Here is a 21,616-nt window from a genome sequence, read left to right as displayed (position 1 = left end):
GGTCAGTTCACCGTGTAGCTGTAGGGGATCGCCGCGAGCACCGAACCGGTGGTGCCCAGGGTGTTGTTGGCGGTCGCCACCGAGCTGGGGGCGGACACCAGGTACAGCACACCGTGGACGGTGCTGCCCTTCGCACCGGTCGGGGTCACGGTGACCTGGAGCGAGCCGCTGGCGCCCGGCTGGACGGTCACCGGGTTGGCGGCCGGGGCCGAGGCGTTGACCGCCAGGGCGTACGGGTCACCGGTGCTGGAGGTCAGCGCCGGGTCGAACGCCTGGGTGTGCGCGGTCGCGGTGATGGTGGCGGTGCCGGCCGGGGCACCGGCGGTGCCGAACGGGCCGACCTGCTGCAGGAAGGTGCCCCACACGCCGGGGAGGACCGGCTGCGACGCGCTGCCGTTGTCGGTCACGACCGAGATGGTCGAACCGTCCTGGGCCTTCTTCAGGTCGCCGAAGAGGTCCGGCGAGCCGGTGGTGCCGGACAGCTCCAGGTGGGCCGGCGTCGAGGAGGCCGCCACCGCCTTCAGCTGGTCGGTGCCCGGCGGGACGAGGAAGGACGGCACCGCGGAGGTGAGGCTCAGCGGCAGGGTGACCGTCGCGGAGGCGCCCTGCGGCACCAGCGGGATGTCGGTGCGGCGGTCCAGGCGGCCGTCGGCCGAGATCTTCTGGGTGGCGACGGTGTTGTTGGTGTAGTTCACCTGGACGGTGACCGGCTTGCCGGCCGCCAGCTTGGCGTGCGGGTCGTTCGGCAGGCCGGCGGCGGTGGCGACGTTCTGATTGAACGCGACGGTGCCGGCGAAGTCCTGGGCGAGCTCCTGGCCGCTGACCGGGCCGAGCACGTTCAGGACGAACCGCCAGCGGCCGGCGGCCGGGTTGACGGTGGTGGCCGAGACGCCGGCGGTGGTGCCGGTCAGGTTGCCCTGCGCGTCGAGCAGGCCGTTGCCTTCGATGTCGATCGGGGTGCCGTTCGGGCTGATCAGCGCGCCCTGCATGAGCAGCTTCGGGTCCTTGGCGACGGTGACGCCGACCCGCAGGTCCTTCTGGCCCTTCGGGACGTCGAAGGCGTACGCGAAGCTCTGCGTCGGCGAGGCGTTGCGGCCGTTGCCACCGGTGATGGTGCCGGTGAAGGTGCCCTTGCCCTGGTTGACCGGGACGAGGCTGCGCAGCACGACCGGAACGCTGGTGGCGGTGCCGTTGGAGCTGGCGACGGTGATCGCCTGGCTGGAGTCGCCGCTGGTGCCCGGGGTGGTGAGCTGAACCTTGAGGGTCTTGGTCTCACCCGGCTTCAGGTCCGCGACGCTCGGGCTGACGGCGCCGGCCGGCACCGCGCGCTGGGTGGCGGTGCCCAGCTGGACCGGACCGTTGTAGCCGGCCTTGCCCGCCGGGGTGTACAGGACGGCGGTCCACTCGCCGGCCACCGGGTGCGGGACGTCCACCAGGCCGAAGTCGGCCGGGGTGGCTCCGCCCTGCGGACGGGTGTTGGTCTCGAAGCGGCCCGACGGGTCGAGCAGCGTCATGCGGACCACGGAGCCGTTGGTGACCGGGCTGGCCGCACCCTGCCAGGCGATCGACGCCGCGAGGCGGTCGGCGCCGGCCGGGACGGTGAACTTGACCTGCTTCTGCACCCAGGTGGCGCCGTTGGTGGCGTACTTGAAGGTGTCGGTGGAGGCCGTGTCCAGCTGGACGGTCTGCTGGTTGCTCGACTGCGGCACGAAGGTGCGGGTCGCGCCGCTGACCGTCTGCGGGGCGGAGCTGGTGTTGGTGACGGTCACGTCGGCGGTGTGGGTCGAGCCGGGGTTGCCGGCGATGTCGACCTGACCGGTGGTGACGACGACGGTCTTGCTGTCCGACGCGCCGGAGCCGGCGTGGTAGCCGCGGGCGGCCTCGACGGCGGCGCGGACGTTCAGCAGGCCGGCGCCCTGCTCCTCGGCCGGGACGCCGAGGTCCTGGGCGGTGCCGGTGATGAACTTCTTCACCAGCGCCGGGGCGGGCGACTGGCCGTTGTGGGTGTCGCGGTAGGCCTGGATGACCAGGGCCGCGGCGCCGGTGACGAACGGCGCGGCCTGGCTGGTGCCGCCGAACGACTGGATCGGCGAACCCTGGCCGCTGTAGCCGGTGCAGTCGGTGTACTTGCTGGTGTCGGGCGAGCAGAGCGCCCAGTCCGACTCGCCCGGCGCGACCAGGTCGACCGTGCGGCCGGCCTGGGTGAAGCCGCCCGAGGAGAGCGCGGAGATGCGGTTGTTGCTCCAGGTCTTGTTGGAGAACTGGGCGGCCGCGTAGCCGGTCTGCTGGTAGTTCTGGTTGTCCGTCGAGGCGCCGACCGCGATCACGTTCGGGTCGGTGGCCGGGGTGCCGATGGTGCCGCTGATGCCCGCGTCGCCGGTGGAGACGGAGACGGTGACACCGGCCTTGACGGCCTGGTCGTTGAAGAGCGAGATGGTGTCGTGCGCGCCGCTGTCCGGGGTGACGTTGCCGCCGAAGGACTCGTTCAGCACGTCGACCTTGGCGACCGAGACCGCGTAGTCGATGGACTGCAGGATCGACGAGTTCGACATGATCTCGCCGCCGGCCCGCAGGGCGACCAGCGAGGCGTCCGGGGCGAGGCCGCGGATGCGGATGTTGCAGCCGGCCGGCAGACCGCGGGAGGCGTTCACGAACTTCGAGACGTCGTAGACCTGGCGGCCCTGGGCGATGACCGCCGAGGCGTCGCCGAAGGCCTCCGCGCCACCGGTCGGCGCGTCCACGCCGTCGCCCGCGAAGTCCTGGTAGTCGACGACCGCGTGCGAGCCGTCGGCCCGGATGAAGTCCGGGTTGTTCGGGTCGAGGCCGTCCGCGATGTAGGCGACCTTGACGCCCTTGCCGGTGGCCAGGTCGGCCGCGCCGGGCTTGCCGTCGGCGCCGACGGCGTGCGTCGAGTAGAGGCCCTCCGGCTCCAGCAGCGGCTGGGACGGGTCGGACGGGCAGATCGTGTTGGTCGCGTTCTGCTCGGCGCCCTGGCCGTTGCTGCCCGAAACGGCCTGCGGGGCGGCGGCCTTGGCCGACTTGGCACCGGACTTGGTGTCCGCGGCGTCCTTCGCGGCCGCGGCCTTGCCGGCGGCCGGCGGCGTGACGGTGACCTGCTCGTCCGCGACGACCGAGGCGACGGCCGGGTCGGCCAGCAGCGCGGCACGCAGCGCGGGGCTCACCGTGGCCGAGAACGCGTTCCCGACCACGAAGCTCTTGATGTTGGTGCCGCCGTTGGCCTTGACCTTGTCCAGCAGCGGCGCCTGGGCGTTCGCGGCCTTCTGCTTACGGGCGCCGAGGTGGCCGTTGTCGGCCGGGGCGTCCGCTATCTGGTCCTTGAGAATCACGATCACCGGCACCGGGGTCCCGTCCGCGGACGCCACGGGGGCGTTCTGCGGGTCCGGGAGCGGAGCTGCGTTGGCGCTGGACCCGAAGGTCAGGACCATGGACGCGGCGGTGACCGTGACGGCAGCTGCTAGCTGGGATTTCCGCCAGCCGATCAATGGACATCCTTTCGTCTGATGAGACGTCAGGTTGCGCGGCCCAGCGTACGCGAATCCAGGTCGGACGCGTGGTTGCTCCGGACCGCGCGTCCCGACAGCGGTCGCATTCCAGCGCATCCGACACGACCACGACAAGGGGGGAAATCCCCATTAGAAAGTAAAAAAGACCATCAGAAAGTAAAATTCACGGCAGAAATCGGGCCATGTCCGCCCCTTTTCGCTGACCAGACCCGGTCGGAACTGTCCGATCCCGGTCGGAAAAAATCGGTGGCGAACTCTGGACAGTGGCGGACCACCGCCACCTGGGACACACCGTCAGCACCGCCACACACCCTTCCCCCCGGACCCACTCTGAAACCGGACATGACAGAACGGGCGCGCGGTCACACCGACGCCCGGTGGCCGGAACCCCCCGACCGCCGAGCGATCAGCACCCGATCAGCCGGCGGCCAATCGCTCCTGGGCGTCCGCCAGATCCTCGGCGGTGGGCGCGTCGTCCTGGGTCAGCCGGTGGCGCCAGTACCCGGTGAAGTCGATCGACCGCTTCGGCACGCCGCGCTCCGCCACCAGGTGGCGGCGCAGTGCCCGCACCGCGCCCGCCTCCCCCGCGAGCCAGGCGAACGGCGCGCCGGCCGGCAGCGCGGCGGCCCGCACGGCCCCGGCCAGCACGACCCCGGGGGCCGCCCCGCCCCGGACCGACCAGTGCACGGCCAGCTCGGCACGGCTCTCCAGCGGCTGCCGCTCGGCCTCGTCCGCGACCTCGACGAACGCGAGGGCCCGCACCCCGGCGGGCAGCGCCTCGACCAGCGTCGCGATCGCCGGCAGCGCCGTCTCGTCCCCCGCCAGCAGCACCCAGTCGGCAGCGGCGGCGGCCTCGGCGAGCGGGACCGGCGGGGCGTACAGCGCCGAGGGGCCGACCATCCCGAGCCGCTGCCCCGGCTCCGCGCGCTCCGCCCAGGCGGCGGCCGGACCGGTGTCGCCGTGCAGCACGAAGTCGATCTCGACCAGGCGGGTGCCGGGCCGCCGGCGCCGGAGGGTGAAGCTGCGCAGCAGCGGGCGCCCCGCCTCGGGGATCGCCAGGTACGCCTGGTACCAGCTCATCGGGTCGTCGCTCTGCGCGGGCAGCTCGGGCACCGCCTGGCCGGGACGGGGGAAGCACAGCTTCACCTGCTGGTCGGGCGCCGTGCCCACGGAGTCCGCCAGGGCCTCGGCCTCGAAGGTGACCCGGGCGGTGCGCGGCGTGATCCGGCGGACCTCGACGACCTCGGCGAAGGTGACGGGCAGTGTCATCGCAAAACCCCTTCGGTTGATAACCTTACGACATAAAGAGTTGTCGCGGGCGAGGATACTTTACGCCATAAGGAGTTGCTGCATGGTCGTCTACGCCGGACAGGGCGACGCCCACCGGTCCCTGTCCCTGCTCTGGGGCGCACCACCGCAACCGCGCACCGGGCGCAGCGGCCCCAAACCGGGCCTCAGCGTCGACGCGATCGTCTCCGCCGGCATCGCGGTCGCCGACGCGGACGGCATGGCCGCGCTCTCGATGCGCGCCGTCGGCGAACGGCTCGGCCGCACCGCCATGGCCCTCTACACCTACGTCCCGGGCAAGGCCGAACTCCTCGACCTGATGCACGACCGGGCACTCGGCGAACTGCGGCCTTCCGTCGCGGACTTGGAGGGCTGGCGCCCCGCCGTCACCGCCTGGGCCGAGGAACTGTACGCCTGCTACCTGCGCCACCCCTGGATCCTCCAGGTATCGCAGGCCCGCCCGGTGCTCGGACCGGCCGAACTCGCCGCCATGGAAAGCCTGTTACGTGCCCTGCAATCGGCCGCCCTCGCACCCCCGCGGCTGCACGGCGTCGTCGCGGCGCTCTGGCAGTTCGTCCGCGGCACGGCCGCCGTGGCCGCCGAATCACGCGGCGCCGCCGCCGCGACCGGCATCGCCGACGAGGACTGGTGGACCGCCCGGTCCGCCCGACTCGCCGAACTGGCACCGGACTTCACCGAGCGCTTCCCCCTGCTGACCGCCCTCCAGGGCGCCTCCGACGGCACGCCGCAGGACCGCGACCGGGCGGCCTTCCGCACCGGGCTCGCCGTCCTGCTCGACGGCGTGGCGGCCTCGGGGGCGGGGGCTGATCAGAGTGCCGGTCGGGGTGCCGGTCGGGGCTCGGGTTGAGCCGCTGATCAGCCTCGGCGGGCCGCCGGGATCGCCAGCAGGATGCCGAGCACCAGCAGGGTGGCGTACCCGGCGGTCTCATGGCCGTCCGGGACCAGGAAACGGACGAAGCCGAACAACCGGAAGCCCCCCAGCCAGTCCGCCGCCAGGCCGGACCCGCCGCCGAGGATCAGCACGAAACCGAGATAGCCGAGCAGCGTCTTCATGCCCCGAGCCTAGGCAGCTCCCGGCGCCCGGGAATCCGACTTTCGGCGCGACCCGGGGATGACCAAAGTCGTCCCGGCGGCTTCCGCCGGCCGTCCCGGAGCCGCCGGTCGCCGCCCGCCCGCCGCCCGGCCGTCCCGGTGCCGTACCGCCCGGGGTGCGGACCGCCGTACCCGCCCGGGATCCGGACGGAGCAGCAGGCGCGGCGGCCCGGCGGCGCCCCGGGTACGTTCGCCGTGTGCAGCAGATGCCACAGCATGTCAGCAGAGTGGCGGCGGCCGCCGCGGTGTCCGCCCTGATGCTCGCCGCCGGCGCCCCGACCGCCCCCGGGCAGGACGCCGCCGGTGCGATCGGCGGCGAACGGCTCGGCCGGTCCGCCGTCCAGGTCGCTCCGCTGGCCGGGGCGCCCGCGCTGCCGCCCACGTTGACCGGGCGGTCCTGGCTGGTCGCCGACGCCGGCACCGGCGAGGTCCTCGCGGCCCACAACGCCCACCTCCAGCTCCCCCCGGCCAGCACCCTGAAGATGCTCTTCGCGGACACCGTGCTGCCCAAGTTCGACCGCACGACGGAGCACAAGGTCACCACGGCCGAACTGGCCAACGTCGGCGCCGGCAGCAGCCTCGTCGGCGTCAAGGAGGACCTGCCGTACCGCGTCGAGGACCTCTGGCGGGGCGTCTTCCTCAGCTCCGGCAACGACGCCGTCCACGTCCTCGCGCACATGAACGGCGGCCTCCAGCAGACCGTCGCCGAGATGCAGTCCCGTGCCCAGGCCCTGCAAGCGCGCGACACCAAGGTGGTCTCCCCCGACGGCTACGACATGGACGGCCAGGTCTCCTCCGCCTACGACCTCACCCTGTTCGCCCGCGCCGGGCTGCGCAACGCCGACTTCCGCTCCTACTGCTCCACCCGCACCGCGCACTTCCCCGGCGGACTCGACAAGCTCACCGGGCAGCGCACCAGCTTCGACATCGCCAACACCGACCGGCTGCTCGGCAAGTACCAGGGCCTGATCGGCGTCAAGAACGGCTACACCACCAACGCGGGCGCCACCTTCACCGGCGCCGCCCAGCGCGGCGGCCGCACGCTGCTGGTGACGGTGATGCACCCGGACACCCAGACCCGGGTCTACGACGAGGCGGCCGAGCTGCTCGACTGGGGCTTCGCGGCGGCCGACAAGGTCCAGCCGGTCGGGCAACTGGTGGAGGACACCGCCGCCGCCCGCCCGGCCACCATCACCGGCCGGGCCGGCGCTGCCTCCTCCGCCGCCCCCGCCGCCATCGCCGGTCAGGCGCACCCGCAGGCCGTCCGGGGCAACGACCCCGGCCTCGCCCCGGCCGCCTGGACGGCCATCGCACTCGGCGCCGTCCTCGCCCTGTGGGCCGCCGGGCGCACCGCCGCCCGCCGCCGCGCCGCACTCGCCGCCGACCCGGCCGCGCTCCCCGACCCGGGCGCCACCGCCCTCGGCGGGCACGGCCACCGCGGGCTGGCCCGCCGGGCCCGGGCCCTGGTCAGGCACGCCCTAGACTTCCGGCCATGACCACGCCCGACCCCGTTTCCTCCGACCGGCTCGCCCGGATCGTCAGCCTCTCCTCCGGGAGCTACCTGCTCGTCACCACCTACAAGAAGGACGGCACCACCGTGCCGACCCCGGTGTGGGTGGTGCGCGACGGCGAGGCGCTCGGCGTCTGGACCGTCGCCGACTCCTGGAAGGTCAAGCGGATCCGCAACCGCGCGGACGTCCTGGTGGGCCCCTGCGACGTCAAGGGCCGGCCGACCGGCGAGCAGTACCCCGCCACCGCCGAGATCCTCAACCCCGAACGCACCGCCGCCTACCGCACCCTGCTGCGCCAGAAGTACGGCCTGCTCGGTGTGCTCACCCTGCTCGGCAGCCGCCTGCGCCGCGGCGAGCGCGGCACCGTCGGCATCCGGATCACCCTCACCTGACGCGCCACCCGGCTGGCGGGGCCCCCGGTCACTCGCCGGGCCGGCCCGGGGAAAGGCGTGACGAGGAAGGGCGTGGGAGAGGCCATGGAGGACAGGGACGCGGACGGGGCCCGGGGCGGGCTGCCGCTGCTGGTGGTGGACGCGGCCAACGTGGTCGGGTCGGTGCCCGACGGGTGGTGGCGGGATCGACGGGGCGCCGCCGAGCGGCTGCGGGACGCGCTGGTCGCCGTCGCCGGGCAGGGCCTGCCGGAGCGGCCCGGGCCGCTGGAGGTGGTGCTGGTCGTGGAGGGCGCGGCCCGAGGTGTGGACGGACTGCCCGAGGTACGGGTGGTCGCGGCGGCCGGCAGCGGTGACGACCGGATCGTCGAGCTGGTCCGGGCGGCCAGAGCCGAACAGCCGGACCGGGACTGCCTGGTCGTCACCGCCGACCGCGAACTGCGGGCCCGGGTCGGCGCGCTGGGCGCGGCGGTCACCGGGCCGCGCAGCGTGCGGCGTTAGGGCCGGTCCCGTTCAGTCCCGTTCGGTCCTGTCGCGCGCGCGGCAGGACCGAACGGGACCCGTTCCGGGACGCGCGGCGGGGTCAGTCCGCCTGGGTGGCGTACATGCCCCAGTGGATCGCCTGGTCGGAGGCGGTCACCGTGAACAGGAGGTCCCGGCCGGGCCGGGCGGGGATCTCCACCGAGCCGATGCCGGTCGCGCCGACCGGGCACTGGACCGTGAAGTCGGCCGGCGCCAGGCCGGCGACGTGGACCTGGACCGAGCCGCCGCCCTGGCAGCCCACCGTCACGGTGAAGGGCTGAGAGGGGTTGACGGAGGCCGTCACCGCGCCACCGTCGCCGATCCAGTCCGGGATCCAGATCAGGCCCGTCTCCCCCGGGTGCGGCAGGATCTCCCCCGTCCCCATACCGCTCTGGACCGCAGCCGGGCCCGGCTGCGCCGAGGCCGTCCCGGCGACCGCCAGTACCGCCGCCAGCGCGGCCGCGCTGGCGGCCAGCATCCGCTTCCCCGTACGTGTCATCGCTACTCCCCGCTGCGTTGACCATCCGTCCGGCCGCACGAGCGCGCGCGGCCGGGCCGGGTGCCGACCCTCGGCACACGAAGGGATCTTATGACGATCAGATTTCGCCGAGGGCGGATTCGCCTGAACCCCGGCCCTCGAACCACGCCCCCGCGCGGCGGGCTGAAGCGACCCCGGGGCTGAACGCGTATGGGCGCCTCCCGGAACCCGACCACGGGCACCGGCATCTAGTTGACGGGTAGTAGCCGGGGCCCAGCGCATCGGGAGGCGCCGTCCCGGACGCTACCTGGTCACACCGGGTGCGTCATCCGAATTAATCCGGGCCCGAGGCCCGCCGTACGGGTCTCGCCGGGCCCGCGACGCCAGGGCGCTCCCACCGGTCCCCACCGGTTCGGACCGTACGGGAACCAACCGTGCCCGTCGTCCGACTGCTGGGGGGTGAGTGCGAAGTCGCCGGGTGTCCGGCCCTTGAGTGTGCTGGCGGGGTTCGCCCTGCTGCTGGTGGTGGTGTTCGTGGTGGCGTACGCGGTGGGACGGCAGGCGGGCCCGGTGTCCCCGGGGCTGACGCCCGGGGGCGGCGCGTCGCCCGGGGCACCCGGGATGGGCGGGCACGACATGGGCGGGATGCGATGAGCCCGGTCGCGGGGGCCGACGCCGGGGCCCTGGTGAGCACCGATCTGGCGGTCGGCGGGATGACCTGCGCGGCCTGCGTGGGCCGGGTGGAGAAGCGGCTGGCCCGGATCGACGGAGTGACGGCCGGGGTGAACCTGGCGACCGGTCGGGCCCGGGTGCTGCACCCGGCCGGGGTGCCGGTCGCAGAGCTGGTGGCGGCCGTCGAACGAGCGGGATACACCGCCGAGTTGGCGCCCGCCGGGGCGGGCGTCGGGCTGCCGGACGAGGAGCCGGCGGAGCGCTGGCGGCTGCTGGTGACGACGCTGCTGGCCGTCCCGGTGGTGGTGCTGTCGATGGTGCCGTCACTACAGTTCCCCGCCTGGCAGTGGGTCTGCTTCGCGCTGGCCGTCCCGGTGGTGACCTGGGGGTCGGTCGGGTTCCACCGCCGGGCCTGGCAGGGGCTGCGGCACGCGGCGGCCACCATGGACACCCTGGTCAGCCTGGGGGTGGTGGCGTCCTTCGGCTGGTCCGCGTACGCGCTGGTGTTCGACGGCGCCGGGGAGGTCGGCATGCGGATGCCGTTCTCGCTGACCGCGGACGGCGGCGGCGCGGCGCACGTCTACCTGGAGGCGGCGGTCGGGGTGCCGCTGTTCGTGCTGGCCGGGCGGCTGCTGGAGGGCCGGGTGCGGCGGCGCAGCGGTTCCGCGCTGCGGGCGCTGGCCGAACTGGGCGCGAAGCAGGTGTGCGTCCGGGACGGCGGGACCGGCGAGGAGCACCTGGTACCGATCGAACTGCTGCTGCCCGGGCAGGAGTTCGTGGTGCGGCCGGGTGAACGGGTGGCCACCGACGGGGTGGTGGTCGAAGGCGGTTCGGCGCTCGACCTGAGCCTGCTGACCGGGGAGAGCGTGCCGGTGGAGGTCGGCCCCGGGGACGCGGTGGCCGGCGCGACCGTCAACGTCGGCGGCGCGCTGGTGGTACGGGCGACGGCCGTCGGCGCCGACACCCAACTCGCCCGGATCACCGCGCTGGTGGCGGACGCCCAGGCCGGCAAGGCCCGGGCGCAGCGCCTCGCCGACGCGGTGGCCGGGGTGTTCGTGCCGTGCGTGCTGGCGGGCGCGGTGTGCGTGCTGGGCTTCTGGCTCGGCGCGGGCGCGGCCCCGCAGGCGGCGGTGACGGCGGCGGTCGCCGTGCTGGTGGTCGCCTGCCCGTGCGCCCTGGGCCTGGCCACCCCGACGGCGCTGCTGGCGGCGACCGGGCGGGGCGCGGAACTGGGCGTGCTGGTGCGCGGCCCGGAGGTACTGGAGAGCCTGCGCCGGGTCGACACCGTGGTGCTGGACAAGACCGGGACGCTGACCACCGGGCGGATGGAACTGGCGGCGGTGACGGTCGCCCAGGGCTTCGACTCGGGGCTCGGCGAAGGTCTCGACGAGGGTGCGGTGCTGCGGCTGGCCGGCGCGGTGGAACACCGCTCGGAGCACCCGATCGGGCGGGCCGTGGCGGCGGCCGCGCGGGAGCGCTGCGGTCCGCTCCCCGCGGTGGACGGCTTCGCGGCCGCCACCGGGGTCGGGGTGGCCGGGGTGGTCGAGGGCCGGAGGATACGGGTGGTCCGCCCGGACGGCACGGCGCAGCCGCTGCCCGCCGACCTCGCGGACGCGGTCACCGCCGCCTCGGACACCGGCCGCACGGCCGTGGTGGTCGAACTGGACGGGCGGGCCGCGGCCGTGCTCGCCGTCGGCGACACGCTGCGCTCGGGCAGCTGGCGGGCGCTCCACCGGCTGCGCGGGATGGGACTGGAGACCGTCCTGCTGACCGGCGACGGCCCGGGCGCGGCCCGGGCGGTGGCGCGCGAGCTGGGCATCGAACGGGTGCACGCCGCGGCCTCGCCGGAGGGCAAGGCCGCGGTGGTGGCCGAGCTGCGGGGCGCCGGGCGGACGGTCGCGGTGGTCGGCGACGGCGTCAACGACGCGGTGGCACTGGCCTCGGCGGACCTCGGGGTGGCGCTGGCCTCGGGCAGCGACGCCGCGATCGGCGCGGCCGGACTCACCCTGGTGCGCGGCGACATCGAGGCGGTGGTGGACGCCGTCCGGTTGGCCCGGCGCACCCTCGGCACGATCCGGGCCAATCTGCTGTGGGCCTTCGGCTACAACGTGGTGCTGATCCCGCTGGCGGCCGTCGGCCTGCTCAACCCGATGCTGGCGGCGGTGGCGATGTCGCTCAGCTCGCTGCTGGTGGTCGGCAACAGCCTGCGGCTGCGCACCTGGCAGCCCGGGCGCGGCGCCTCGGCGGCCCGGAAGGGGGTACGGCGATGAGCGCGATCGGACGGCTGCGGGTGGTCGGCCCGCCGGTGGGCGCGGCGGCGCTGACGCTGGTGCTGCTGACCGGGTGGACGGCGGTCGGCGGGGCCGGGCGGCCCCGGCCGGTGGAGGCCGGCCCGGGCTGGCTGCTACTGCCGACGGCGGGCGCGGCCCCGGCCACGGCGGCGTTCTTCACGATCCGCAACCCGGGCGACGTACCGGACGAACTGACCTCCGCCAGCTGGGAGTTCGGCGGCAGGATCACGATCAAGCGGCACCTCCACCAGGGCGCCGCAGGCCGCTGGGAGCCGGTGGCCGCCCTCCCGATCCCGGGCCGCGGCGAGCTGGCGATGGCCCCGGAGGACGCCGACCTGATGATCGCCGACCCCCCACCCCTACGGGCCGGCCAGTGGGTGGACTTCACCCTCGGCTTCCGCCACAGCCCGGACCTCCACCTCAAGGCCCAAGTCCTCCCCCCGGGCACCCGCCCCCGCCCGACCGAACCCCCGGCAACCTGACACTCCCCGGCCGGATCACGCCCCGCCCCCGTCGAGGCGTGATCCGGCCCGGCCGATGGCCTGTCGGGCGGAGGCAGAGAACACGAGATTGCGGTTCGAACAGGATCAGGCCCCTTTCCCGGCTCCCAGTCCGGGACCGGAACGGACCGGATTCATTTGCCGGCCTCCGACCCGTACCACTGGAGGGCCTGTCCGGTGACGCTCGCGATGCACTCGAAGTCGCGGTCCCGGTGCAGAAGGGTCAGGCCTTGCAGTTCCGCTGTGGCCGCGACGACCAGGTCCACGGCTCCGGCGCTGCGGTGCTGACCTCGTTTGGTCAGCATGCCCTGGACGTACCAGGCGCGGTCGTAGGCGCGGTCATCGACCGGCACCCAGCCGAACAGCAGCCGCATGTCCTCGATCCCCTGAGCGCGGTCGGCCGCTGTCCGCGCGCTGTAGAAGAACTCAAGTTCGGTGATGGGGCAGGTTGCGACCAAGCCCGCCGCTGCGGCTTGGTCCCAGCCGTACTGCTCGGCGTCGCCGCGCATGAAGCGCGCGAGCGCGCTGGTGTCGATCAGGAATTGCGCCGCGTTCACCGGCGGTAGTTCCTCTTGTCCTCGAAGATCTCCAGGTCGAAGGCCCCCGCGTCCGCCGCGGCACGCAGCCGTGTGAGGGCGAGCGCTCGCCGTCTGTTCTCCAGCACCTCACGCAGAGCGGTGTTGACCGTCTCCCTCTTGGTGCTGGTGCCGAGAGCCTGAGCCACGTCGGCGAGCAGCTCGTCGTCCAGGTCGATCACGGTCCGGCTCATGTGATGCACCTCCTGATATCAACTCGCATCTGAAGTATATCTCGACATGTTCCAGGCGGAAGGGATGCGTGGACGGCGATGCCCAGCACTGCCGGAACGCCTGCGACGCCGCGCACGTTGGCGCCCCCCTGGGTTCCTCGGACGGGATACGCCGATGGCCCGGACCGCTGTGCGGTCCGGGCCATCGGCCGGCGGAGGAGGTGAGATTCGAACTCGTGAGGGGTTGCCTGGGCCCGCTTTCCGAGCGTGCGCCGCCGGGGTGTCGGTCAGGGGTGGGGGATGACGGCGACCGGGGACTGGGCGTGGTGCAGGGCGGCGTGGGCGACGCGGCCGAGGCGGGGGCCGAAGTCGAGGGAGCGGTGGCGGCGGCCGACGACCAGGAGGGCGGCACCGGCGGAGGCTTCGACCAGGCCGCGGGCGGAGCCGAGCCGGACGTCCTCGATCACCACGGTGTCCGGGTGCCGCTCGCGCTGGCCGGCCAGGGCGAGGGTGAGCAGCTTGGCCTCCAGCGCCTCCAGTTGGGCGATCTCGGTGGGCGGCACGGCCCCGCCGGCGTAGCCGAAGACCGGCGGGAGGTCCCAGCCGTGCACGGCCCGCAGCCGGGCGCCGCGCAGGGCGGCCTCCTGGAAGGCGAAGGCGAGCACCTCCTCCTCCGGGGCGTGCGCGTCGACGCCGACCAGCACCTCGGGCCCGTCATCGCCGGCCCCGTCGGGCGCGCCCGGCTCGCGCACCACGACCACCGGCACCGTGCTGCGGGCGGCCGCGGCCATGCCGACCGAGCCGAGCAGCAGCCCGGTGAAGCCGCCGAGGCCGCGCGAGCCGAGCACCAGGAGGGCGGCGTCCGCGGCCGCGGCGACCAGGCCGTCCACCGGCGCGTCCAGGACGGCGTCGGTGTGCACCACCAGGTCGGGGTGGCGCTCGCGGATCGCGTCGGCGGCCGAGGCCAGCACCCGCTGTGCGGCGGCCGGCAGGTCGTCGGGCTCGGCGAAGGTGGCCACACCGTCGGTCAGCCACGGCCAGGCGTGCACCAGGCGCAGCGGGGCGCCCCGGAGCACCGCCTCGTCGGCGGCCCAGAGGGCGGCGGTGGTGCTCTCCGGCGAGCCGTCGACCCCGGCCAGGACGGATGGCGTCATGAGGGTTCCTCCACTGTGTCGGCGCTTGGCGGGGCGGCGCGGGGACGGTGTGCGCACTGACGGCCCGTCCGCTCCTCCCCCACCCTGGCGGTCCGCCAGGGCCTCGCGACAGAGGCCGCAGGCCCCTCGGTGACGGGACGAAAGGCCCGCCCGTGGGAGCGTACGGCGCACCCCGGCGTGCGGGGTGCCGACACCCGGGCACTACCGTGAATCCGGCAATCGCCCTGATCGGGCGGCACCTGGCGCCCTCCGGCGGCGGGTGGAGGACGGGCCGGGGCGAGTACGAGGAGGACAGCGGTGGGCGGAGCGGACGGCAGCGCGGCGGTCGGCGGCGCGCGGATGCCCCGGCTGCGCCTGGACGAGCTGCTGGAGGAGCTCCAGTGGCGGATCGACGCGGCGCGCGGCACCCAGAACCGGGTGCACAGCCTGCTGGAGGCGGTGCTCGCGGTCGGCCGGGAGCTGGACCTCGCCCAGGCTCTGCACCGGATCGTCGAGGCCGCCGCCGACCTGGTGGACGCCCGCTACGCCGCGCTCGGAGTGATCGGCCCGGACGGGCACTCGCTGTCGCAGTTCCTGACGGTGGGACTGTCCGAGGAGGAGATCGCCGAGATCGGCCCGCCGCCGTCCGGCCGGGGCATCCTCGGGGAGTTGATCCGCGACCCGCAGCCGCTGCGCTGCCCGGTGCTGTCCGAGCACCCGGCCTCGGCGGGCTTCCCGCCGAACCATCCGCCGATGCACACCTTCCTCGGGGTGCCGGTGCGGGTGCACGGCGAGGTGTTCGGGAACCTGTACCTCACCGACAAGCGCGGCGGGCTGGACTTCGACACCGACGACGAGGCGGTGATCTCCACCCTGGCGGTCGCGGCCGGGGTGGCGATCGACAACGCCCGGCTGTACGAGGAGGCGCAGTTGCGCCAGCGCTGGCTGCGGGCCAGCGCGGAGATCAGCCGCAGCCTGCTGTCGGGCGCGCCCCGGCTGGAGGTGGTGGAGCTGATCGCCCGCCGGGCCGGGGAGATCGCCGGCGCCGAGCTGGCCGACGTCTCGGTGGCGCTGGACGGTCCGCAGGAGCGGGCGGAGGAGCTGACGGTGGAGGTCGCGCTGGGCGGGGCGCCCGCCGCGCGGCTGGGGGTGACGGTGCCGGTGGACGGCACGCTGTCGGGCGCCGCGTACGCCTCCGGTTCACCGGTGACCAGCGACGACCTGGCCTGCGACGCCCGCTACCCGGCGGGCCCGGCGGGGCGCTTCGACGGGCTGGGCCCGGCGGTTGCGGTGCCGCTGGGCACCGGGGCGGGGTACGGGCGGGGCGTGCTGCTGCTGGCCCGCGCCGCCGGACAGCCGGCCTTCGGGCCGGACGAGACCGGGCCGCTGCTGGGCTTCGCGGACCAGGCGGCGCTGGCCCTGGAGCTGGCCGAGCGGCGGCGCGACGCCGAGCAGCTGACGCTGCTGGAGGACCGTGACCGGATCGCCCGGGACCTGCACGACCTGGCGATCCAGCGGCTGTTCGCGACCGGGATGACGTTGCAGAGCGCGGGCCGGCTGATCGACAGCCCGGCCGCCGCCGACCGGGTCGCCCGCGCGGTGGCGGACCTGGACGAGACCATCAAGATCATCCGGTCGACGATCTTCGGGCTGCGCGCCCACAGCGAGCCCGACCGGGGCCTGCGCGCCCGCGCCACCCGCGTCGTCGCCGAGGCGCAGGGGACGCTCGGCTTCGCGCCCCGGCTGAGCATGGAGGGCCTGCTGGACACCGACGTGCCGCAGGAACTGGCCGACCACGTGGTGGCCGTCCTCGGCGAGGCGCTCAGCAACGCCGCCCGGCACGCGCGGGCGGGCCGGGTGGAGGTGACGCTGCGAGCGCTCGCCGGGCGGCTGTCCCTGGTGGTGGCCGACGACGGGGTGGGCGTTCCCGAGGGCGGCCGGCGCAGCGGGCTGCGCAACCTCGCCGAGCGGGCCGAGCGGGTGGGCGGCGCCTTCACGGTCGGGCCCGCCGAGGGCGGCGGCACCCGGCTCTCCTGGGAGGCCCCGCTCAGCTCCTGACGTGCCGTCACCGGGCCTTCGCCCACGTCGCTCCGCCCCCTTGCGCACGCCGTCCCTACTCGAACGACCGAACGTCCTCGGGCGGGTTCACACGTCAAGCACGCCCCCTTCGAAGAACGCTCTCAACATCCATTGTCGCCACGCATGTTCGACGGTAGAGTCGCCGTTCGCCGAGCACGGATGAGCATTCGACGGCATCATTTGGGGCGGCCATGTCAATTAATCAGGACACCCTCCAGGTCGTTCCCGACCTGATCCACGCGTTCACGGAAATGGCACGCCGCAATCCCCGGCACCCCGCGATCGTCCAGCGGGGTCGCACTCTCGACTACGGCCGGCTCGCAGAGCTGGCGAACACCCTGGCCAGGCGCCTGGGACCGGACCCCGGCACGGTCTCCGTGCCGGCCGTCCACACGGCCGAAACGGTGGTCGCACTTCTCGGCGTGCTGACCGCCGGGGGCGTGTACTGCCCGATCGATCCGGCATTCCCGGCGGCCCGTCGACACGCCATGGCGACGGCCGCGAACTGCCGCACGGCGATACTCGGCGACGCCGTCGCGGAGCACCAACTCGACGCTCGATTAGTAGAGTTACCCGCCCTCTCGGAATTCCCCGGAGAACCGCCCGGAACCCTTCCGGCGGACCGTGCCGCAAGCGGCCCGGAACATCCGGCCTACATTCTCTTCACGTCGGGTTCGACCGGGCAGCCGAAACCCGTCGCCACTCCCCGCCGGGCCGTCGCGGCCACGGCCCACGCACTGCGCGACCTCTTCCACCTCACCCCCCAGGACCGGGTGCTCCAGTTCGCCTCGCTCAACTGGGACACCTGCTTCGAGGAGATCCTCCCGGCACTCACCGCGGGCGCCACCCTCGTCCTCGACCCCGACGCGCACTGCGGGTCGTTCCCGCGCTTCCTGCGGATGGTCGAGCGCGAGCGGATCACCGTCCTGGACCTGCCGACCGCCTTCTGGCACGAACTCGTCCACCACCTGGTCGACGACCGGGCCGAACTGCCGCCCTGCGTAAGGCTCCTGGTGATCGGCGGGGAGGCCGTCCAACCGGCCCGGCTGGACGACTGGGCCCGGCTGGACACCGGGCGGATCCGGCTGCTGAACACCTACGGCTGCACCGAGACCACCCAGATCACCCACGCCGTCGACCTGTCCGGACCGCTCGCCCGCGAACCGGCCCGGCCCGGCGCCGACCGCGCACCGGCCGCCCGCGCACCGATCGGCCACGCCCTGCCGCACGTCATCGAACGCCTCGGCGAGCAGGGCGAGTTGCTGATCGGCGGGCCCGGCCTCGCGCTCGGCTACCCCGGCCTGCCCGAGGCGACGGCGGCCCGGTTCACCACCGTCGACGGCGAGCGGTACTTCCGCACCGGCGACCGGGTGAGCCGCGGCCCGGACGGCCTGCTCACCCACCAGGGCCGCCTGGACGGCGAATTGAAGGTACGCGGCGTCCGGGTGGACCCGGCGGAGGTCGAGGCGCACCTCACCGGCCACCCCGAGGTGAACGCCGCCGCCGTCACCGGCGCCGCCCTGGCCGGCCGCACCACGCTGCTCGCGTACGTCGTGGCGCGGCGGCACACCTCCCCGCCGGACCTGGCCGGCGAGTTGCTGTCCTACCTGCGGGCCCGGGTACCCGGCCACCTCGTGCCCGGGCGGATCACCGTCGTCCCCCGGCTCGTGCACACCCCCAGCGGCAAGGTCGACCGGGCCGGCTGCCACCTGCGCTACGGCGCCCACGACAGGTCGAAGGAGACCTCCGTTGAGCACTGACCTCACCACCCCCGCCACCCCACAGGACCTGGTGGCCGTCTTCCGGCGCGTGCTGGAACGCGACGACGTGGCGCCCGACTCCGACTTCTTCGACCTCGGCGGCGACTCGCTGATCGCCACCCGGGTGCTGAGCGCCGTCGCGCGCGGCTACGCCGTCGAGCTCACCTTCGACGAGTTCCTGCTCGGGCCCACTCCCACCGCGCTCGCGCGCAGAATCACGGCCGCGAGATGAACGACCACCCGTTCAACGGCCGGCAGTTCGACGCGCATCAGCCAGGAGGAACCGCCGTCGTGGTCGGCGCCGGACTGGCCGGGCTCACCGCCGCCACCGGGCTGGCGGCCCACGGTTTCGACGTGACCGTCCTGGAGGCCCGGGACCGGGTCGGCGGGCGCACCCACGGCATCGAGGCCGCCCCCGGTGTCCTGGTCGACGCCGGAGCCGCCTACCTGGGCGACCGGCACACCGAACTACTCGCCATGATGGACGAGTTGGTGCTCAAGACCACCCCCACCACGATGTCCGGCGCCAGCCGGTTCGCGCTCGGCAGCGGCAACCACAACGGCAGCAGCACCGACGCCGCGACCCGCGACGGCCGGTTCCCGCCGCTCGACGGCGTCGCGCTCGGCGACCTGTTCGACCGGCTGTCCGAACTCACCGCCGCCGTACGGCCGGAGGCGCCCTGGCTCACCCCGGACGCCGAACGCCTGGACGCCCTGACCGCCGCCGAGTGGGCCGAGCAGCACCTCACCCACCCCGACGCCCGGCTGTTCTTCCCGTTGTTCCTGGGTGAGATGACGGCCGCCGACCCGGCCGACATCTCCGTCCTCCACCTCGCCTTCTACCTGCGCTCCGGCGGCGGCCTGCGCTACCTCAACGCCTTCGCCGGCGGCGCCCAGCAGGACCGGATCTCCGGCGGCGCCCACCAGGTGTGCGAGCGGCTGGCCGAGCGCCTGGGCCGCCGGGTACGGCTGGGCGAGCCGGTCCGGGCCGTCCACCAGGACGCCGACGCCGTCACCGTGCACACCGACCGCGGCGAACACCGCGCGGACGTCGCCGTCATGGCGCTGCCGCCGCTGCTCGCCGACGCGATCGACTACCGGCCCGGCCTGCCGGTGCGCCGGGCCGGCGAGCGCACCGCGCGCGGCTGCGCGGTCAAGGTCCACCTGGTCTACCCGGCGCCGCTGTGGCGCGACCACGGCCTGTCCGGCTGGTCGGTCAACGCCCGGGGGCCACTGCTCTCCACCGTGGACGACTCCCCCGCCGAGGCCGGCATCGGCGTCCTGACCGGCTTCGTCACCGGCACCGAGGCGCACCGCTTCGCCGCCCTCACTCCGCGGCAGCAACGCGCCGCGGCCGTCGGGCAGGCCGCACAGCTCTTCCCGATGCTCCCCGAGCCGACCGCCTGCCACGTCACCGACTGGCTCAACGACCCGTACAGCCAGGGCTGTTACGCCGCCCTGCTGGGGCCCGGCGACTGGCCGCGGCTCGGCCCGGCGCTGACCGCGCGGCACCACCGGGTGCACTGGGCCGGCACCGAGACCAGCACCGCGTACTTCGGGCTGATGGAGGGCGCGATCCGCTCCGGCCACCGGGTCGTCGCCGACATCCTCGCCCATACCTGAGACCCGCGCCCGACGTCCGGGTCCGACGCCCGCACCTGAGACCCGCGCCCGACGTCCGGGTCCGACGCCCACTCCTGACGCCCGCGCCCCGAACCCACGCCTGACGCCCCACCCCCCGTTCTTCCCCGGCCTTTCCCCCTCCCCGGCGCCGGTTCCACGAGAACCCGCGCCCGGCCCCCCTTCGGGAGACCCCCATGAGCGACCGCAGTTCCATCGCGCCCCTCGCCGCCAGACAGCGGCTGATGACCGAACCCGCCCTGGGCGCGGGCAACTTCCTCGACCACGCCCTCGCGGCCAACCCGCACCGCGCCGTCCCGTCCGTCTTCACCCACCGCACCGACCACCGCGGCGAGGTGGTGCTGCGCGGCCACAGCCTGCTCGACCTGGCCGCGCTGCGCGACCGCTACGCCGCCTGGTACCACGCCAACGGGGTGCGCCCCGGCGAGCCGGTGGGCGTCGTGGTCGGCGAGGGGCTGGAACCGCTACTGCACTTCCTCGCGCTGACCTCGCTGGGCGCCGTCCCCGCGCTGGTCAACGACGCGATGCGGCACGACGTGCTGGTCCGCTACCTGGACCACGTCGGCGTGGTCGGCGTGGTCGCCGACGACCCCACCCGGCTGGCCGCCGCCTACCGCGAGGACCCTGGCCGCCGCCCGCGCTTCCTCGCCCTGGCCGCCGAGGTGCAGGCCTTCGACGCCGACACCGTCGAGCTGCCCGCCGGCCACCCGTACCGGCACGCCCCGGACGACGTGGTGGCGCTGATCCACTCCTCCGGCACCACCGGCACCCCCAAGTCCACGATGCTGGCGCACCGCCAGTTCTGGGACGGCAAGCAGCCGCGGATGGAGCGCTTCCCCGCCGAGCCGTACGACCGGCTGATGTCGCTGATGCCGCACACCCACGCCGGCGGGCTCAGCTACTTCCTCACCGCGACCCTGCTCGGCCTGCCCACCGTGGTGATGTCCGACTGGCGGCGCGCCGTCGTCGAGCCGGTGATGGAGGCCTTCCAGCCGACCATGGTCGCCTCCTTCCCCCGGACCTTCGTCGAGCTGGCCACCGGCGAACTCCCGGTCCGCGGCGCGGCCCGGGTGCACTCCTGGTTCAACACCGGTGACAGCGCGCACCACGGGCACATCCGCCGCCTGGTGACGCTCGGCGAGCGGCCGGCCGGGCTGATCCGCCCCTGGCTGCTGCCGCAGGACCGGGCCGACCAACCCGCTCTTCCCGGTTCGCAGTTCGTCGACGGCCTGGGCTCCTCCGAGATGGGCATGGCGCTCTTCGGCCAGGTGACCACCCCGGAGAGCGCCCGCGACGACCGCTGCGTCGGCAAGCCGCTGGAGGTGGTCCTGAAGGCCGCCGTGCTCGACCAGGACGGCACCGAACTCCCGGACGGCACGGTCGGGTTGCTCGGCGTGGTCAGCCCCTCCCGGACCCCGGGCTACTGGCACGACCGGCGGCTGACCGAGAGCTTCGAGCTGGCCGGCTACTGGCTCACCGGCGACGTCGCCCGCCGCTCGCCGGACGGCCGGTTCTACCACCTCGACCGCACGGTGGACGTCATCGACACCGCCGACGGCCCGGTCTACAGCCTGCCGATCGAGGAGGTGCTGCTCGCCGACTGCGCCGACCTGGTGCAGGACTGCTCGGTGGTCGGCGTGCCCGGGGCGCCCGGTGAGGGACAACGCCCGGTCGCCGTCGTCCGGTTGCAGGCAGGGGCCGGAGGGGCCGCCGGGGCCGGCGCCGAGGAGGTACAGGACGCGGCGAACAAGGCGCTGGCCGCGGCCGGGCTGGCCGCACTCGCCGCCGTCCGGATCGCCCGCACACCTCAGGACTTCCCGCTCGGACCGACCGGCAAGGTGCTCAAGCGCGAGCTGCGCACCCGCTTCGCGGGCCTCTTCACCGACGTCCGAGCCGACCCCCAGGCAAGCCCTCGAACAGACCCCCTGGTCGGCCCCTCCACCGCCCCCTCCACCGGCCAGTAGCCGG

Annotated in this window: 19 protein-coding genes; 12 read left to right on the top strand and 7 right to left on the bottom strand. The window is 74.4% G+C overall.

All coding sequences use genetic code 11. The features are described from left to right. Positions 1-2: 2 nt before the first annotated feature. Both ACIOGZ_RS24035 and ACIOGZ_RS24030 read right to left on the bottom strand, forming a co-directional pair. Positions 3-3,446 carry a S8 family serine peptidase gene (locus tag ACIOGZ_RS24035; RefSeq protein WP_363584759.1) on the bottom strand — a complete coding sequence of 1,148 codons (3,444 nt, stop codon included), beginning with the start codon at positions 3,444-3,446 and terminating at the stop codon, positions 3-5. 495 nt (positions 3,447-3,941) lie between these two features. Continuing rightward, positions 3,942-4,793 (bottom strand): siderophore-interacting protein, encoded by an 852-nt coding sequence (locus ACIOGZ_RS24030; RefSeq protein ID WP_363629841.1) that lies wholly within the window; start codon positions 4,791-4,793, stop codon positions 3,942-3,944. 82 nt (positions 4,794-4,875) lie between these two features. On the opposite strand from ACIOGZ_RS24030, the gene ACIOGZ_RS24025 reads away from it, so the two are divergent. After that, positions 4,876-5,679, top strand: coding sequence for a TetR/AcrR family transcriptional regulator C-terminal domain-containing protein (locus ACIOGZ_RS24025; protein ID WP_363629839.1), 804 nt, complete (start codon positions 4,876-4,878; stop codon positions 5,677-5,679). An 8-nt stretch (positions 5,680-5,687) separates the two neighbouring features. Here ACIOGZ_RS24025 and ACIOGZ_RS24020 read toward each other — a convergent pair whose 3' ends face one another. Further along, positions 5,688-5,885 (bottom strand): hypothetical protein, encoded by a 198-nt coding sequence (locus ACIOGZ_RS24020; RefSeq protein WP_363373336.1) that lies wholly within the window; start codon positions 5,883-5,885, stop codon positions 5,688-5,690. 245 nt (positions 5,886-6,130) lie between these two features. On the opposite strand from ACIOGZ_RS24020, the gene ACIOGZ_RS24015 reads away from it, so the two are divergent. The 3 genes from ACIOGZ_RS24015 (at position 6,131) to ACIOGZ_RS24005 (ending at position 8,325) form a co-directional block, all read left to right on the top strand. Further along, the gene (locus tag ACIOGZ_RS24015; RefSeq protein ID WP_400987237.1) at positions 6,131-7,420 is read left to right on the top strand and encodes a D-alanyl-D-alanine carboxypeptidase family protein; all 1,290 of its coding nucleotides are present in this window, start codon (positions 6,131-6,133) and stop codon (positions 7,418-7,420) included. Continuing rightward, complete coding sequence (locus ACIOGZ_RS24010; protein WP_363584753.1) at positions 7,417-7,827, top strand: PPOX class F420-dependent oxidoreductase; 411 nt, start codon at positions 7,417-7,419, stop codon at positions 7,825-7,827. Before ACIOGZ_RS24015 ends, ACIOGZ_RS24010 begins: the two co-directional genes overlap by 4 nt. 84 nt (positions 7,828-7,911) lie before the next feature. Beyond that, entirely contained in the window at positions 7,912-8,325 is a 414-nt protein-coding gene (locus tag ACIOGZ_RS24005) for an NTP pyrophosphohydrolase (RefSeq protein ID WP_363584751.1), read from the top strand. A gap of 82 nt (positions 8,326-8,407) precedes the next feature. Here the strand turns inward: ACIOGZ_RS24005 and ACIOGZ_RS24000 are convergent, their stop codons facing one another. Next, entirely contained in the window at positions 8,408-8,845 is a 438-nt protein-coding gene (locus ACIOGZ_RS24000) for a hypothetical protein (protein ID WP_363584749.1), read from the bottom strand. A 468-nt stretch (positions 8,846-9,313) separates the two neighbouring features. Here ACIOGZ_RS24000 and ACIOGZ_RS23995 point away from each other — a divergent pair, with 468 nt between their 5' ends. From ACIOGZ_RS23995 to ACIOGZ_RS23985, 3 genes are read left to right on the top strand one after another with little or no spacing between them, the layout of a single operon-like run. Beyond that, the gene (locus ACIOGZ_RS23995; protein ID WP_350879799.1) at positions 9,314-9,478 is read left to right on the top strand and encodes a hypothetical protein; all 165 of its coding nucleotides are present in this window, start codon (positions 9,314-9,316) and stop codon (positions 9,476-9,478) included. Further along, positions 9,475-11,766: a heavy metal translocating P-type ATPase gene (locus ACIOGZ_RS23990; protein ID WP_400987184.1), complete on the top strand. Its 2,292-nt coding sequence runs from the start codon at positions 9,475-9,477 to the stop codon at positions 11,764-11,766. The genes ACIOGZ_RS23995 and ACIOGZ_RS23990 overlap by 4 nt, the downstream gene beginning before the upstream one ends. Next, positions 11,763-12,269, top strand: coding sequence for a copper chaperone PCu(A)C (locus ACIOGZ_RS23985; RefSeq protein ID WP_400802745.1), 507 nt, complete (start codon positions 11,763-11,765; stop codon positions 12,267-12,269). The genes ACIOGZ_RS23990 and ACIOGZ_RS23985 overlap by 4 nt, the downstream gene beginning before the upstream one ends. A gap of 152 nt (positions 12,270-12,421) precedes the next feature. On the opposite strand, the gene ACIOGZ_RS23980 is transcribed toward ACIOGZ_RS23985, so the two are convergent. From ACIOGZ_RS23980 to ACIOGZ_RS23970, 3 genes are all read right to left on the bottom strand, one after another. Next, the gene (locus tag ACIOGZ_RS23980) at positions 12,422-12,844 is read right to left on the bottom strand and encodes a PIN domain nuclease (RefSeq protein ID WP_400987182.1); all 423 of its coding nucleotides are present in this window, start codon (positions 12,842-12,844) and stop codon (positions 12,422-12,424) included. Beyond that, positions 12,841-13,056: a type II toxin-antitoxin system VapB family antitoxin gene (locus ACIOGZ_RS23975; RefSeq protein ID WP_363584741.1), complete on the bottom strand. Its 216-nt coding sequence runs from the start codon at positions 13,054-13,056 to the stop codon at positions 12,841-12,843. The genes ACIOGZ_RS23980 and ACIOGZ_RS23975 overlap by 4 nt, the downstream gene beginning before the upstream one ends. 266 nt (positions 13,057-13,322) lie before the next feature. Next, positions 13,323-14,189: a universal stress protein gene (locus ACIOGZ_RS23970; protein ID WP_363584739.1), complete on the bottom strand. Its 867-nt coding sequence runs from the start codon at positions 14,187-14,189 to the stop codon at positions 13,323-13,325. Positions 14,190-14,528: 339 nt separating this feature from the next. Here ACIOGZ_RS23970 and ACIOGZ_RS23965 point away from each other — a divergent pair, with 339 nt between their 5' ends. The 5 genes from ACIOGZ_RS23965 to ACIOGZ_RS23945 all read left to right on the top strand — a co-directional run bounded on the left by ACIOGZ_RS23965 (position 14,529) and on the right by ACIOGZ_RS23945 (position 21,612). Further along, positions 14,529-16,226 carry a GAF domain-containing protein gene (locus ACIOGZ_RS23965; RefSeq protein ID WP_400803787.1) on the top strand — a complete coding sequence of 566 codons (1,698 nt, stop codon included), beginning with the start codon at positions 14,529-14,531 and terminating at the stop codon, positions 16,224-16,226. Between the two features lie 212 nt (positions 16,227-16,438). Then, positions 16,439-18,007 carry an AMP-binding protein gene (locus ACIOGZ_RS23960; protein ID WP_400987180.1) on the top strand — a complete coding sequence of 523 codons (1,569 nt, stop codon included), beginning with the start codon at positions 16,439-16,441 and terminating at the stop codon, positions 18,005-18,007. Next, on the top strand, positions 17,997-18,239 hold the full coding sequence (locus ACIOGZ_RS23955; protein ID WP_363584735.1) for an acyl carrier protein: 243 nt from the start codon (positions 17,997-17,999) through the stop codon (positions 18,237-18,239). The genes ACIOGZ_RS23960 and ACIOGZ_RS23955 overlap by 11 nt, the downstream gene beginning before the upstream one ends. Continuing rightward, the gene (locus ACIOGZ_RS23950) at positions 18,236-19,630 is read left to right on the top strand and encodes a flavin monoamine oxidase family protein (RefSeq protein ID WP_400987178.1); all 1,395 of its coding nucleotides are present in this window, start codon (positions 18,236-18,238) and stop codon (positions 19,628-19,630) included. Before ACIOGZ_RS23955 ends, ACIOGZ_RS23950 begins: the two co-directional genes overlap by 4 nt. A gap of 194 nt (positions 19,631-19,824) precedes the next feature. Beyond that, the gene (locus tag ACIOGZ_RS23945) at positions 19,825-21,612 is read left to right on the top strand and encodes a class I adenylate-forming enzyme family protein (RefSeq protein WP_400987176.1); all 1,788 of its coding nucleotides are present in this window, start codon (positions 19,825-19,827) and stop codon (positions 21,610-21,612) included. Positions 21,613-21,616: the final 4 nt, after the last annotated feature.

It is taken from the genome of Kitasatospora sp. NPDC088160, assembly GCF_044741445.1.
Classification (GTDB): Bacteria; Actinomycetota; Actinomycetes; order Streptomycetales; family Streptomycetaceae; genus Kitasatospora.
Note: the sequence above shows the minus strand (reverse complement) of the source record. Positions and strands in the feature narration are given on the sequence as shown.

Coding starts and splice junctions, on each gene's coding strand:
- ACIOGZ_RS23945 (WP_400987176.1), top strand. CDS start 19,825: ATGAGCGACCGCAGTTCCATCGCGCCCCTCGCCGCCAGACAGCGGCTG.
- ACIOGZ_RS24000 (WP_363584749.1), bottom strand. CDS start 8,845: ATGACACGTACGGGGAAGCGGATGCTGGCCGCCAGCGCGGCCGCGCTG.
- ACIOGZ_RS23985 (WP_400802745.1), top strand. CDS start 11,763: ATGAGCGCGATCGGACGGCTGCGGGTGGTCGGCCCGCCGGTGGGCGCG.
- ACIOGZ_RS23975 (WP_363584741.1), bottom strand. CDS start 13,056: ATGAGCCGGACCGTGATCGACCTGGACGACGAGCTGCTCGCCGACGTG.
- ACIOGZ_RS24015 (WP_400987237.1), top strand. CDS start 6,131: ATGCCACAGCATGTCAGCAGAGTGGCGGCGGCCGCCGCGGTGTCCGCC.
- ACIOGZ_RS23965 (WP_400803787.1), top strand. CDS start 14,529: ATGCCCCGGCTGCGCCTGGACGAGCTGCTGGAGGAGCTCCAGTGGCGG.
- ACIOGZ_RS23990 (WP_400987184.1), top strand. CDS start 9,475: ATGAGCCCGGTCGCGGGGGCCGACGCCGGGGCCCTGGTGAGCACCGAT.
- ACIOGZ_RS23970 (WP_363584739.1), bottom strand. CDS start 14,189: ATGACGCCATCCGTCCTGGCCGGGGTCGACGGCTCGCCGGAGAGCACC.
- ACIOGZ_RS24010 (WP_363584753.1), top strand. CDS start 7,417: ATGACCACGCCCGACCCCGTTTCCTCCGACCGGCTCGCCCGGATCGTC.
- ACIOGZ_RS24025 (WP_363629839.1), top strand. CDS start 4,876: ATGGTCGTCTACGCCGGACAGGGCGACGCCCACCGGTCCCTGTCCCTG.
- ACIOGZ_RS24020 (WP_363373336.1), bottom strand. CDS start 5,885: ATGAAGACGCTGCTCGGCTATCTCGGTTTCGTGCTGATCCTCGGCGGC.
- ACIOGZ_RS23960 (WP_400987180.1), top strand. CDS start 16,439: ATGTCAATTAATCAGGACACCCTCCAGGTCGTTCCCGACCTGATCCAC.
- ACIOGZ_RS24030 (WP_363629841.1), bottom strand. CDS start 4,793: ATGACACTGCCCGTCACCTTCGCCGAGGTCGTCGAGGTCCGCCGGATC.
- ACIOGZ_RS24035 (WP_363584759.1), bottom strand. CDS start 3,446: ATGGTCCTGACCTTCGGGTCCAGCGCCAACGCAGCTCCGCTCCCGGAC.
- ACIOGZ_RS24005 (WP_363584751.1), top strand. CDS start 7,912: ATGGAGGACAGGGACGCGGACGGGGCCCGGGGCGGGCTGCCGCTGCTG.
- ACIOGZ_RS23950 (WP_400987178.1), top strand. CDS start 18,236: ATGAACGACCACCCGTTCAACGGCCGGCAGTTCGACGCGCATCAGCCA.